The following is a 13,086-nucleotide window of genomic DNA, read 5'->3' as shown; positions in this document are numbered from 1 at the left end:
CTTCGCCTTCATGCTTCGTCCAGGGTGGAGAAAACATCGGAACCTAATATGAAATCGGCTGAAATGCTGTCTGGGCCAGTCAGTCAGGAATCGCAGGCTGTAGCTTATACCGATCCGCTGACGGGATTGGGCAATCGTCATCGCATGCGCGAACGCACGCGCCAGCTTTCGCTTGAGCGCGCCAGCGATCCCGCGCCCTTCACCATCGGCATCGTCAATCTGGATTCCTTCAAGCCGATCAACGATCTGTTTGGCGTCGAGGCCGGCGATGAAATCCTCTGCCAGGTCGCCCATCGCCTGAGGGCCTGCATTCCGGATGGCGCGGCGGTGACGCGCCACGATGGAGACGAGTTCGCTTTCGTCCTGCCTCTGGTCTTCGAACGGGTCGGTGCCGAGAAATTCGGGCAGATGATCCGCGAGGTCCTGTCGGCGCCCTATGATCTCGGTGATCGCAATGTCCGTCTGTCCGCCTCCTTCGGTTTCGCCATCCATCCCTTCGGAGGGGAGGAATTCGACGATCTCCTGAAGAACGCCGAAACTGCGCTCTATCGCTCCAAGCGCCGCGGTCGCGGCCAGATCACCGTCTATTCTCGCGAAATCGCCCAGGAAATGAAGCGGGCGACCCAGCTCGAGCAGGCCCTGCGAAATGCCATCATTTCCGATGCCATCGACGTGCATTTCCAGCCGATCGTTTCGCTCGCCAACAATATGGTTCTAGGCTTCGAGGCGCTTGCCCGTTGGAACGATCCCGATCTCGGCTTCGTTTCTCCCGCCGTCTTCGTGCCGCTTGCCGAAGAGCGCGGCTTCATCGACGCACTGTCGGAGACGCTGCTGCGCAAGGCTGCCGAAGCCGCTCTCTCCTGGCCGCGTGACCTCTTCCTGTCCTTCAATCTCTCCTCGGCGCAATTGATGGATCCGGGCACCAGCAGCAGCGTGCTGGCCATTCTCGCCCGCGTTGGTCTCGACCCCCATCGGCTTGAGCTCGAAATCACCGAAACCGCCGTGATGAGTTCGGCCGACACTGCCCATCGGATCATCGCCGATCTTCGCGCGGCCGGAGTTCGTATTTCACTCGACGATTTCGGCACCGGCCAGTCGAGCCTTGGGCGCCTGCGTGAATTCATTTTCGACAAGGTAAAGATCGATCGCGCTTTCGTCTCCCGCATGAATTCCGACCGGGCGTCGGAACATATCATCAAGGCAGTGCTTGCCATGTGCGAGGGGCTGGAACTGCGTGTGGTCGCCGAAGGTATCGAGGAAAATGCCGAGGCTGCGAAGTTAAGGGCGCTCGGCTGCGCCATGGGGCAGGGCTATTACTTCGGCAAGCCCGCCGACAGCGCCGCGACGCTTCGCTATCTGCAAACCCATTACTTCGAACAGGGTAGTGAGCGCGAGATCGCTTGAAGCTATAAGTGCCAAATGAAAGCGGCGGCCCACGAGGGTCGCCGCTTCGCTTTTGGTTGAGATCGATCCCGTTACTTGCTGGTCGAAGACGTTGTCGTGCTGTCGGTTGCCGGCATGGTCGACGTTCCGGCCGAACTTGCCGCCCTATCCGAAGCCTGCATTGCAAGCGTCTTGAACTCAGGTGCCGATTTCAGCGCATTGGCCGTTTCTGTCGTCGTCAGCTTGATCGTACCATCCTGCGCGTTCTGGGTGGCGCTGATCTTGATGAAGGGGACGGCGACATTTTTCTGGCCCATGCCGAGGAAGCCGCCGACGCCGACCACTGCGGCGACAACGCCGCCCTGCTTCTGCAAGATCAGGTCGTTGATGCTGCCGATACTTTCATTCTGACCATTATAGACCGACTGGCCCATATAGGTCTTGGCACTGATCTGATCCGCGGACTGCGTGGTCAGATAACCGCCCGCCCGCTCGGTACTCGTCGAAGGAGCTGGAGCCTGCGCCTTGGTCTGCGGCATCGCATTGTTCGTCTTTGCTGCGCCGGGGGTCGCTGGAGCGGTTTGGGTCAGCGGCGCGTTGCCGCCACCATTATCTGTCCCGCCGTTCGAAGGCTGCTGTGCCTGGGCGAAAGCCATTGGCGACAGAACGGATGCAGCTGCAAAGATCGCGCCCGCAGCAACGGAAGTGAAAAGTTTCCCAGTCATCGTGAACCTACCTTTCATTCTGATGGGCATGCCTAATGGAACGCATGCATACCAGTGCGAGTGGGCTTCTTGCTTACTGACCATCATCGTACCGGTCGTAAGGCTAATGGCTCAGAGAAGCATTGGTTCCGTCAAAAGTTGCAGAAAGTCGGGTCTTCGAAGCCGTAGATTGCAGTAATTTTGTGAAAAAACAAATGGTTGGCCTCATAATGCAAGGCTGAGATTTGAAGGTCGCGGCTGTGTCGAAAAATGGTCACGCTCACTCTTGCAAGATTTGGGCAGATCGCCGTAGCGTAAGCGACGTCGCAAGAGTGGCCTTCGCGTGAACTGACGCGAAGGCATGTTTCAATCAAAGCTTGTATAGCGGATCGAAAACGCCACGGACCGTCGGGCCAAGCTCGAGAAGCGCGCCGGCCTGTGGCTGCATGGACCGGGCCTCGTCATCGAGCCCTTCCCATGCGGTCGTCACCGCCAACCGGTCGGCGTTCTTGCCGATGAAGGCCGGGCAGGAGGGCTGCATGGCGGGCACGCGATAGCGTTCGATGCGCAGGCCGTCCGGGCTATACTTGTCAACGAAGCCGGAACCCCAGCGGGCGTTCCAGATATAGCCGTCTGCGTCGCAGACCGAGCCGTCCAAGCCGCCCGGATCCTCCATGCTGTCGACCATGACGATCGGCTCGCCTGCCGGAAGCCCGGTTTCGGGGTCGACCAGAACCCGCATAAGCTGGCTGACACGGGTATCGGTGAAATAGCCGATGGTGCCGTCGGGCGAAAAGCAGATCGAGTTCGGAATGCTGATCTGATCGAAGATCTTGGTAACTTTGCCGCCGGCCGCCACGTGATAGATGGCGCCTGCCTGCAATTCCGCGCGCTTGCCCATGGTGCCGATCCAGAGCGATCCGGAAATGTGCGTTCGGCCGTCGTTGGAACGGTTCTCCGGCTTGTCGGCTTCGATCGCCGTGTAGAAGCTCAACTCGCCGCTCGCGATATCGCGAAGGAACAGACCTTCTTCGGTGGCGATCATCTGCCGCTCGGCATCGACGCGGGCAAGCACGCTCGCCATCATCGGCAACGCGTGAACCTGCTTCCTACCGGTCGGCAGGTGCAGTTCATGCAGCTCCTTGCCAAGGATATTGAACCACCAGACGGTGTCCGTATCGGGATCGTAGGTCGGGCCTTCTCCCAGGACGGACGAGGTGTTGCAGAGAATATTTCCCTGAAAATCATGGATATCGGTCATTGGTCAGGCTCCTATGGCGGCGTCATAGGCGTAAATGGTCGTCTTGGCGCGTTCGGCAACCTCTGCTGCCGTCATTCCAGGCTTGTAGAGGCTGGTCCCGAGCCCGAAAGCCAGGATGCCGGCCTTGGTGTAATCGGAGAAATTCCTGTCCGAAACACCACCCACTGCGGCGATAACGAGCTCGGGCGGCAGCACGGCACGGATGGCTGTAATGCCGGAAGCGCCGAGCACGCCTGCGGGAAAGAATTTCAGGCCGGTAGCACCAGCGCGGGCCGCCGAAAGCGCCTCGGTGGCGGTGAAGACACCAGGCATCGTCACCATGCCCTTGTCGCGGGCGAGGCTGATCACCGCAGGCTCGACATTCGGTGTCACCAGCAGCTTGCCGCCGGCGCCATCCAGCCTGTCCACGTCTTCGACCGTGAGAACAGTACCGGCTCCGATCAGGCAATCGGCAGGCGCCATCTTCGCCGCGATCTCGATCGAGCGGAAAGGCTCCGGCGAATTGAGCGGAATCTCGATGGCGCTGAATCCGGTCTCGATCAGGGCGCCGACGATCTCGGCCGTTTCCTCCGGCTTGATGCCGCGAAGAATGGCAATCAGCGGGCGCTTCATGGGCGGGAAGGCGATACGGGTGGTCATCAGCTTTTGCTTTCCTTGTTGAACCAGATGGCTTCGGCGGCGGCGGAGAGCCCCCGGCGGACGGCGGCATCGGCATCTATGGTCTGGTAGGTGAGAGACAGGCTGCGGAACGCATCCTCGTAGAGTGCCTGCAACCGACCGGAGGCGACGAGGGTGATGGTCGCTCCCTGTCCGGCGGATGACAGCGCGCCCGCGATCTCCGCGCCGATCAAGGTACCGGAGATCAGTGCCTGCGCGCCGGCGGTCGTCGTGCCGTGCAGCAACTGGCCCGAGCGGGCGGTGAACAGCAGATTGGTGGCGAGCTGCGGCTTTTCATAGGCTGCCTTCAGCGCGGTATCGAAGGCCTTGGCATCGACGGGCATGTCGGCCGCGCCGGCCACGGCATGGGAGAGGATGCTGTGCTTGGTGATGACGTCGAAAAGCTCTCCCGTCATGAAGGTGGAGAAGCCCGTCACACGGCCATTGACCACGCGCACCCATTTCGAATGAGTTCCCGGCATGCAGACGATCTGCTCGCCCTTCGCATCGGCGGCAATCGCGCCGAGCAATTGCGTTTCTTCGCCGCGCATCACATCGGGGGCTTCCTTGGCTCGCTGCGCAAGGCCCGGCAGGATGCGAACGTCACGCGCCTCGCCGGGAACGGCAACCGCGCCCGTGAGAATGGCGGCAAGCGATGTCGGCGTGTCGATGTAGCCTGCTTCCACCCAGCCCTGGCGCGCGCCGGCCATGCCGCAGACGATGACCGGAATATCCGAGGGGGCGGAGATGGCGTCCAAATGCGCCTGCAAGACCTTGGCAAAGCCGGTCTGGGCGGCCGTCGTCATGCCTTCGCCGCTTCTGCGTTCCGCCAGAATGCTGCCGTCTTCGCCGATCAGCCACAGTCGGAAACTGCTGGTGCCCCAATCCACCGCGATGAATGCGGGTTTTGTCATAGGAAATGCTCCAAATCTTTCACTAGAAAATGCCGCCGTCGACGATTACGGATTGTCCCGTCATCGCGCCCGAGCAGTCGGATGCAAGGAAAAGTACCGGGCCTACGAGATCCTCGGCCTTCAGCACCCGCTTGAGGCACTGTCGGTCGACGGTTTTGGCCATGCCATCCTCCGTCAGCCAGAGTTCGAGCTGTCGATCCGTCACGATCATGCCGGGCAGGACGGCGTTGACGCGGATATTTTCCGGGCCGAACCGACCCGCAAAGCTCTTCGTCAGTCCGATGATCCCCGATTTCGCGGCCGCATAGGAGGAAAGTGTCGGCGGGTTCATCTTGAAGACTATGGAGGAGAAATTGACGATCGCTCCACCGCCGGCCGCCCGCATGCCGGGTGCGGCCGCCTGCGACACGAAGAAGACCTGTTTGAGGTTGATCGACTGACTGTTGTCCCAATAGTCCTCGGTCGTCGTGTCGATATCCTGCCGGTCATCCCATGCCGCGTTGTTGACGAGCACGCGGATGGCTCCGAGATCGGACTCGATCGCAGCGACCGTATTCTTGATCTGGCCGATATCGCGCAAATCGGCATGATAGAAGGAAACGGCATGCCCCGGCTGGGCCGAGAGTTTCGTGGCAAGCGCTTTGCTCGGCTCTTCGGCAATATCAATGAAGGCGACTTTTGCGCCTTGTCGGGCGAAGCCTTCCACAAGTGCCGCGCCGATGCCGGTGCCGCCACCGGTGATTAGCACGGTACGATCTTTCAGATCGGGAAATTGTGCGTGCGTGCCAGCCAAGATATTTCCTCCTCTGTTCGTGGTGAAGTTCCATTATTTGGAACAAAATTTGACTATGTGGAATTATCCAATTACACTTTGACTATGTCAAGGATGCCCCGCGCAGCGCGGGCGACAAATGAAAGGCTACGAAGCTGAGTTCCGACCGCGAGAAGGGCGATAGCCGCCGCGAACGAGAAACCGGCACGCTCGGCAAGCTGGTTGCGCTGCTTGATCTCGTTGCGCTTGCAGACGCTCCGATGCGCTTTACCGATATCCTTTCGCTCACCGATCAGCCACGCGGTACTCTGCATCGCCAATTGTCGCATCTCGTCGAGGAAGGGCTGTTGGAGGTCGATCGCGATGGCCGCTACCTCATTGGCATCAGGCTTTTGAAATTGGCCTCGCGCAGCTGGGCCAGCAACGAGTTTCGCGCCGTTGCCGAACCACATCTGCGAGGCTTGCAGGAGGTCACCGGCGAAACCGTACACCTCGGCGTGTTGCGCGGGGTGGAAGTCATCTATCTCGATAAGGTCGAGGGGCGGCAGTCCGTGCGCATGTATTCGCAGATCGGCAACGCGTCCCCGGCCTATTGCACAGGCGTCGGCAAGGCGGCCCTGTCCGCGCTCGACGATGCCGCGCTCGCCGAGCGGATCGCTGGTCTCGAATTTCTGCCCTATACCGAGCATACCTTACGTAGCGCCACCGAATTGCTCGCGGATATCCGCGATATAAGGGTGAGGGGCTATGCATTCGATCGAGAAGAGCATGAGAGCGGCATATGCTGTGTTGCCGCGCCAATCTGTCCGCATGGCGATCACATGCTGGCCGGCGTTTCCGTAACCGGTCCGGCCTATCGCGTTACCTCAGCCAAGCTGCAGGAATGGGCGCCACTGGTGGTGGCGACGGCCGATTCTATCATGGACGATATGCGCAACCGAATGGGTCCGAAGCGCTAAGACTGTGCCGGTTTGATACGGCTGTCACTTAAATTCGGTTAATTTATCGTTATTCGTGCAAGATCTTAGCTGAATTGCGTCTTAAACCTGAATTTGATTGTTGAGATGTGCGTAAGAACTGCCATTATCCTCTAATGATTGACGAGTCATAGAGGATTTGGCGAGATGGCGGGCAGATATAATAGTAATGAACATTGACGTAAGGGAAATTCTATAAAGTATATATTTGCGCAAGCGCCGGTTATCCGGGGCTGGTACGATGACGCCGAGGGAGAGAGCGACGGAAATTGCCTATTCTTCCCTCTTTTACATAAAGAAGACTAATAATGGCAGCATTGATGCAGGCGGGCGCATCTCCTCGTGGCGAGGATTTCATTGAGGAAATCGGCAGGCTGAAAACACAATTCGATGTGTTTCGCTTCATGAAGGGGTTGACGGAGGTCTATCGCTGCCGGGCGTTCATGATCGTCAACCTTCCGCCCATCACCTCCTTCGACCTGCAGAGCAATTCGGTGATCAACAATTGGCCGGCCGAACTTCTTTCGATTTACGATCAAGAGGGATTGCTACAGACCAGTCCCGTGCTGCAGCGCATGCGTCGTACGACTCTGCCTTTTGTCTATGATGTCGCCGCCACACCGAACCGCGAGGAGAGTAAATCCCAGTTCGTCGTCGCTCTGTTCGAGCGGTTTCGCATGACGCGCTTCGTCTATCTGCCGACCCACGACGTCTCCGGTCTTCGTGGTGCGGTATCGCTCGCCAGCGACCGGGAGCCTTTTACGCCCGAGGAAATCAAGGATCTCTACTATATAGCAATTCACGTTTTTGATCGGCTCGCGGAAATCCGCAGCATGGATGTGCGTGTCGTCGATGCGCTCACGGACCGCGAAATCGATTGCCTGAACTGGACAGCGGCAGGCAAGACCAGCGCCGAGATTGCAGAAATCCTGTCGCTCTCGGAACATACGGTCAATCATTACCTCAATCGGGCAACCAAGAAGCTCGACACCGTCAACCGCACGCAAGCCGTTGCCAAGGCTTTGCGGGTGGGATTGATCAAGTAGCGATCGCGGGCTTGGTGATCGAGATTTGCACGGCTTTCTGCCTCAATTTTGCACGGTGCGCATAAAATGTGCGGAGGCATTTATTGCGCTAAGTCGGTCAGAGTGCGGGAATTTCGTCTAACTAATTATAATAATTGATATTTTCTTAGAGCTGCAAAGTTGGCACGCTTCCTGCTTATCAAGAGATAGAAGTCCGGAGGGGACTTTGATAACAGCGCCGAACAATGGCGCGGATCAAATGACCGTCGCCGATGCCATCGCCACCGCTTCTCCAGGCGCAGGCACCGGCGGCGGTTGTTGCTTATTTAACACGCTTAGCAAGATCGACGACATAGACAGACCGTTTTTCACGTCCTTGCCCTATTTCTTTCCGATGGTTGCTCTATGTCGGCCCGCAAACGTCTTCCCAGGTTGGGAGTGTGTTGCGGCTGGTAGGGTCATAGACCCGGCGGACCTGCCGGCCGCAACCGAAGCGCTTTTTAACGACGGCGCTGAATTTCGTTTGGCGAACTCCTGCCACTCCACTATCTAAGCCAGATGGATTTCGAGAGATTGCGGCGCATGCCGCACTTTCGATGCAGCGCGCAGCGAGGATGGCATGGCAGACATCACCAAGGAACAGGTGCTGGAAACGTTGAAGACGGTTCGTGGCCCGGACCTGGAGCACAATATCGTCGAGCTCGGCATGGTGTCGGATGTCTTCATCTCGGATGGCAAGGTGTATTTCTCCATCACCGTTCCCGCTGAGCGCGCCAAGGATCTCGAACCGATGCGCCTTGCGGCCGAGCGTGTCGTCAAGGACATGCCCGGCGTCAAGGGCGCCATGGTTGCCTTGACGGCTGACAAGAAGGCCGGCAGTCCGACGCCGCGCCCGGCCACGCCCCAAGCCGCTCCTCATGGTCACGGCCATGCCCACGCTCATCCGCAAGGCCAGCAGCAGCAGCCGCGCGCCGGTAAGATCGGCGTTCCGGGTGTCGGCGCCATCATCGCCGTGGCTTCGGGCAAGGGCGGCGTCGGCAAGTCGACGACCGCAGTCAACCTTGCTCTCGGCCTTGTGGCCAACGGCCTGCGCGTCGGTATTCTCGACGCTGACATCTACGGCCCGTCGATGCCGCGCCTGCTGAAGATCTCCGGTCGTCCGACGCAGATCGATGGCCGCATCATCAATCCCATGCAGAACTATGGCCTCAAGGTCATGTCGATGGGCTTCCTCGTCGAAGAGGAAACCGCAATGATCTGGCGCGGGCCGATGGTTCAGTCCGCGCTGCTGCAGATGCTGCGCGAAGTCGCCTGGGGCGAGCTCGACGTGCTCGTCGTCGACATGCCGCCCGGCACTGGTGATGTGCAGCTCACCATGGCGCAACAGGTGCCGCTTGCCGGTGCCGTCATTGTTTCGACACCGCAGGACCTAGCGCTTATCGATGCGCGCAAGGGGCTGAACATGTTCCGCAAGGTCGAGGTTCCCGTCCTCGGCGTCATCGAGAACATGAGCTATTTCATCGCTCCGGATACCGGCGCGCGTTACGACATTTTCGGTCATGGCGGCGCCCGCAAGGAAGCAGAGCGGATCGGCGTGCCTTTCCTCGGCGAGGTTCCGTTGACCATGGGCATCCGCGAGAGTTCCGATGCCGGAACGCCGCTCGTCGTCGCCGAGCCGGATGGTGTAACCGCCGGTATCTATCGCGAAATCGCCGCTAAGGTCTGGAAGCAAATCGCTAACACGCCGCAGCGTCCTGCCCCGGCGATCGTGTTCGAATAATTCACGGCGCCTTGTCTGCTTTCTATAGAGTGACGGATTGTCTTGATTGTATCCTGTGATATGACTTCGCGGGATTACAAAATCCGCGGTGAAAGCGCGCAATGAAGGGGTTGTGACTTGATTCTTTGCGAGCTTTGCTGCATATGCGCCGCCGGCGTGGAGCCGGTCGGTTATTTCCGATGATTGTTCCCCGCCGAATGGTGGTTCTGCTTTGTTCGGATCGGCGGTTTCGTCAGGGCGGACGAAGGACTGGTACAGCAGCGCAGTGCAACGTGGACACGGATTCCCGGCCGGCCCGGCGGGACAAGACCGGGGTTTTATGAGCTTTTTTCGTTGGCCATTGGTGGGATCGCGGCAGGCGTGCGCAACGCGCTTCGGCCGTAGTTTTGCCCCTGCGGCGGGAGCTCGTAGTTGATCACTGCTTATTGCTCGGATTCCAAGCCTCTTGAGCTTCCGGATCTTTCGGCCGCTGCGCGATTGCCTGACAATGCCGTCTGGATCGACATGGTCGAACCATCGCGCGAAGAGGAAACCAATATCGAGCGCCTTCTTGGGCTCGAAGTGCCGACCCGTGAAGACATGAAGGATATAGAGCCGTCGAGCCGGCTTTATATCGAAGATGGTTCCGTCTTTCTGACCGGCTCCTTGTTGTGGAAGGCCGACACCAATCTGCCGATGCTGACCGATGTCGCCTTCATCCTGACGGGAAATCGGCTTGTGACCATTCGCTATGCGCAGCCGAAATCCTTCGCGCTGTTCATTGCGGCGCTGCCGCGCATTCCGCAGGAGCGGCGCACCGGCATCGCGCTCCTCGTCAAGCTGCTGGAAACGATCGTCGACCGCACCGCCGAGGTCCTTGAACAGGCGGTGTCCGGTATCGATATATTGTCGGTGCACGTATTCGGCGATCGTTTGAAGAAGATTCGCCGTCCGTCGAACTATCTGGAAGAAAAGCTCAAGGACATTGCAGGCTATCATCGTACGATCAGCAAGGTACGTGACAGCCTGAGTTCCCTGTCCAGAGTGCTGACCTTCCTGCATACCATCCCCGCCATGCAGCAGGATCCGGAGACCAAGGAGCTCTGCCGCAATGTGTCGCGGGATGTTCAATCCCTGTCGGAGCATGCCTCCTTCGTCGCAGGCAACATTACCTTCCTGCTCGATGCGTCGCTCGGACTGATCAATATCGAGCAGAATGCCATCATCAAGATCTTCTCGATCGCTTCCGTGGTGTTCCTGCCGCCGACACTCGTGGCGTCCGTCTACGGTATGAATTTCGAGCGTATGCCCGAACTGCATTTCGCCTACGGCTACCCGGCGTCGCTGACGCTGATGGTCATATCCGCCATCGTTCCGTTTTTCTTTTTTCGCTGGAAAGGCTGGCTCTGAGAGTCTAGTGATCCTGAATGTCTAACGAAACCCATCATTCTCCCGACGGGAAAATGGACGCTCGTAAGCTTGCCTACCTCGCACTCGGTTCGATCGGCGTGGTCTATGGCGATATCGGTACGAGCCCGCTCTACGCCTTTCGCGAAGCTTTGAAACCGGTCGCTGCAGATGGGCTGACGCGCGGCGAAGTCATCAGCGTCATTTCGCTGATGTTCTGGACGCTGACCATCATCGTCACCATCAAATATGTCCTTTTTCTGCTCCGTGCGGACAATGACGGCGAAGGCGGCACGCTGTCGCTGCTTGCCCTGTTGATGAAGACTGCGAATGGCCACACCGCCATTCTGATGTTGCTCGGCCTGCTGGGCGCGGCGCTTTTTCTTGGCGACGCGATGATCACGCCGGCGCTTTCGGTTCTTTCGGCGGTCGAAGGTCTGAAGCTTGTCACGCCCCAACTGTCCGATTACATCGTGCCTATATCGGTCGCGATCATGGCGTTGCTCTTTGCGATCCAATCGCATGGCACCGGCGCCGTCGCCCGTTTCTTCGGCCCGATCATGGCTCTCTGGTTCATCGTCATGGGCCTTGCCGGCGTCATGCATATTTCCGATGATTTCAGCATTCTGGCCGCGCTCAACCCCTGGTACGCGATCAACTTCCTCATACGGGAAGGCTTTCTCGGCATTGTCGTCTTGGGCGCGGTGTTCCTGACGGTAACGGGTGCGGAAGCCCTCTATGCCGACCTCGGCCATTTCGGTCGCCGCCCGATCCAGTGGGCCTGGTTTGTGCTTGTGTTTCCGTCGCTGACTTTGAATTATCTCGGCCAGGGTGCTCTGGTATTGCGCAACCCCGAGGCCATGTCCGACCCGTTCTTCCTGCTGTATCCGCACTGGGCGATCCTGCCGGTGGTCATTCTCGCTACTCTGGCGACGATCATCGCCAGCCAGGCCGTCATCACAGGGGCTTTCTCGCTCACGCGCCAGGCGATCCATCTGGGTTTCCTGCCGCGCATGGAGATTCTCTTCACATCCGAGACCAATACCGGCCAGATCTTCCTGCCGTCCGTGAATACCGTTCTGTTCTTCGGCGTCATTTTCCTGGTGCTGAGCTTCAAGACCTCAGACGCGTTGGCGACTGCTTACGGTATTTCGGTCACTGGCGCGATGGTCGTTACCTCGATTATGGCCTTTGAGTTCGTCCGCGTTCGTTGGAACTGGTCGCTGCCGATGGCTGTCGCCGTGCTGACGCCGCTGCTGCTGCTGGAATTCGTCTTCCTCGGCGCCAACCTTCTGAAGATCCACGACGGCGGCTATGTTCCGGTTACGATTGCAACGGCATTCACTGTCATCATGTGGACCTGGCGCCGCGGCACGAGAATCCTGATGGAAAAGACGCGGCACACCGATATCCCGCTGTCGTCCTTCGTCAGCTCGATCGAGCGCAAGAGCGATCACTCGCCTGCGCATGTGCCGGGCACGGCGATCTTCCTGACGAGCGATCCGGAATCGGCACCCGCCGCACTGCTGCATAACCTGAAGCATAATCACGTCCTGCACGACAAGAACGTCATCCTGACGATCCGCACCACCAACAAGCCGCGCGTCGCTCAGGAAGAGCGTTATTCTGTCGAAAAGGTTTCCGAGCGCTTCTCGCGCGTCGAGCTACGCTTCGGCTTCATGGAATCGCAGAACGTCTCCCAGGCCTTGGCGACCTTGCGAAAAACCGGTCTGAAGTTCGACATCATGTCGACCTCCTTCTATCTCGGTCGCCGCAAGCTGGTGCCGGATGCGAAGTCGGGCATGCCGCATTGGCAGGACCGACTCTACATCGCACTCGCCAACGCCGCGACCGACCCTTCGGATTACTTCCGCCTGCCGGCCAACCGCGTGGTGGAACTCGGCTCGCACGTCATCATCTGACGCACACGCGGTCATTGCTTCTCCAAAGGCCTGGCGGATATCCGCCGGGCCTTTTGCTTTTCTATTGCGCGAGTAGAGCGTGATGATATTCAATTTAAAAGTGAATAGCTCGCTGCTTTCGGAGGGGGACATCGAGAATGCTCAAGCAGACCTTATTCATCATGCGTTGCGATATGGAGGCCCAGCACATTGGGCCTTCATCCGGGGCGGAGCTACTCAAGGTCTTTACGTAATTCTCCGGGACGCCAGCTTGAGCACGCCCGCCACGTCGGTAGCACGTAACCATCCGAATTAACCATCCATCA

The 13,086-nt window shown here is 58.8% G+C and carries 12 protein-coding genes; 7 read left to right on the top strand and 5 right to left on the bottom strand.

Annotated features, from left to right (window positions below; genetic code table 11):
- Positions 1-48 precede the first annotated feature (48 nt).
- Positions 49-1,404: a putative bifunctional diguanylate cyclase/phosphodiesterase gene (locus QD461_RS19220; protein ID WP_184700798.1), complete on the top strand. Its 1,356-nt coding sequence runs from the start codon at positions 49-51 to the stop codon at positions 1,402-1,404.
- A gap of 71 nt (positions 1,405-1,475) precedes the next feature.
- Here the strand turns inward: QD461_RS19220 and QD461_RS19215 are convergent, their stop codons facing one another.
- The 5 genes from QD461_RS19215 to QD461_RS19195 all read right to left on the bottom strand — a co-directional run bounded on the left by QD461_RS19215 (position 1,476) and on the right by QD461_RS19195 (position 5,712).
- Positions 1,476-2,108 carry a PRC-barrel domain-containing protein gene (locus QD461_RS19215; RefSeq protein WP_414089186.1) on the bottom strand — a complete coding sequence of 211 codons (633 nt, stop codon included), beginning with the start codon at positions 2,106-2,108 and terminating at the stop codon, positions 1,476-1,478.
- 349 nt (positions 2,109-2,457) lie between these two features.
- Entirely contained in the window at positions 2,458-3,348 is an 891-nt protein-coding gene (locus QD461_RS19210) for an SMP-30/gluconolactonase/LRE family protein (protein WP_414089185.1), read from the bottom strand.
- A 3-nt stretch (positions 3,349-3,351) separates the two neighbouring features.
- A complete protein-coding gene (locus QD461_RS19205; RefSeq protein WP_414089184.1) occupies positions 3,352-3,987 on the bottom strand; it encodes a 2-dehydro-3-deoxy-6-phosphogalactonate aldolase in 636 nt (211 codons plus the stop codon).
- Complete coding sequence (locus tag QD461_RS19200) at positions 3,987-4,919, bottom strand: 2-dehydro-3-deoxygalactonokinase (RefSeq protein WP_414089183.1); 933 nt, start codon at positions 4,917-4,919, stop codon at positions 3,987-3,989. The genes QD461_RS19205 and QD461_RS19200 overlap by 1 nt, the downstream gene beginning before the upstream one ends.
- Before the next feature lie 22 nt (positions 4,920-4,941).
- Positions 4,942-5,712: an SDR family NAD(P)-dependent oxidoreductase gene (locus tag QD461_RS19195; protein ID WP_414089182.1), complete on the bottom strand. Its 771-nt coding sequence runs from the start codon at positions 5,710-5,712 to the stop codon at positions 4,942-4,944.
- A gap of 134 nt (positions 5,713-5,846) precedes the next feature.
- Between QD461_RS19195 and QD461_RS19190 the strand changes: the two genes are divergently transcribed.
- From QD461_RS19190 to QD461_RS19165, 6 genes are all read left to right on the top strand, one after another.
- The gene (locus QD461_RS19190; RefSeq protein WP_414089282.1) at positions 5,847-6,650 is read left to right on the top strand and encodes an IclR family transcriptional regulator; all 804 of its coding nucleotides are present in this window, start codon (positions 5,847-5,849) and stop codon (positions 6,648-6,650) included.
- 326 nt (positions 6,651-6,976) lie between these two features.
- Positions 6,977-7,714, top strand: coding sequence for a helix-turn-helix transcriptional regulator (locus tag QD461_RS19185; protein ID WP_414089181.1), 738 nt, complete (start codon positions 6,977-6,979; stop codon positions 7,712-7,714).
- 238 nt (positions 7,715-7,952) lie between these two features.
- On the top strand, positions 7,953-8,246 hold the full coding sequence (locus QD461_RS19180) for a hypothetical protein (protein WP_414089180.1): 294 nt from the start codon (positions 7,953-7,955) through the stop codon (positions 8,244-8,246).
- 66 nt (positions 8,247-8,312) lie between these two features.
- Positions 8,313-9,473: an iron-sulfur cluster carrier protein ApbC gene (gene apbC / locus QD461_RS19175; protein ID WP_414089179.1), complete on the top strand. Its 1,161-nt coding sequence runs from the start codon at positions 8,313-8,315 to the stop codon at positions 9,471-9,473.
- Positions 9,474-9,884: 411 nt separating this feature from the next.
- Positions 9,885-10,862: a magnesium transporter CorA family protein gene (locus QD461_RS19170; RefSeq protein ID WP_414089178.1), complete on the top strand. Its 978-nt coding sequence runs from the start codon at positions 9,885-9,887 to the stop codon at positions 10,860-10,862.
- 53 nt (positions 10,863-10,915) lie between these two features.
- Complete coding sequence (locus tag QD461_RS19165) at positions 10,916-12,781, top strand: potassium transporter Kup (protein ID WP_414089281.1); 1,866 nt, start codon at positions 10,916-10,918, stop codon at positions 12,779-12,781.
- The last annotated feature ends 305 nt before the right edge of the window (positions 12,782-13,086 follow it).

Origin of the sequence: Rhizobium sp. BR 314, from assembly GCF_047445805.1 — a bacterium.
Lineage (GTDB): Bacteria > Pseudomonadota > Alphaproteobacteria > Rhizobiales > Rhizobiaceae > Rhizobium > Rhizobium lusitanum_B.
This window is presented reverse-complemented; position numbering and strand designations above follow the sequence as displayed.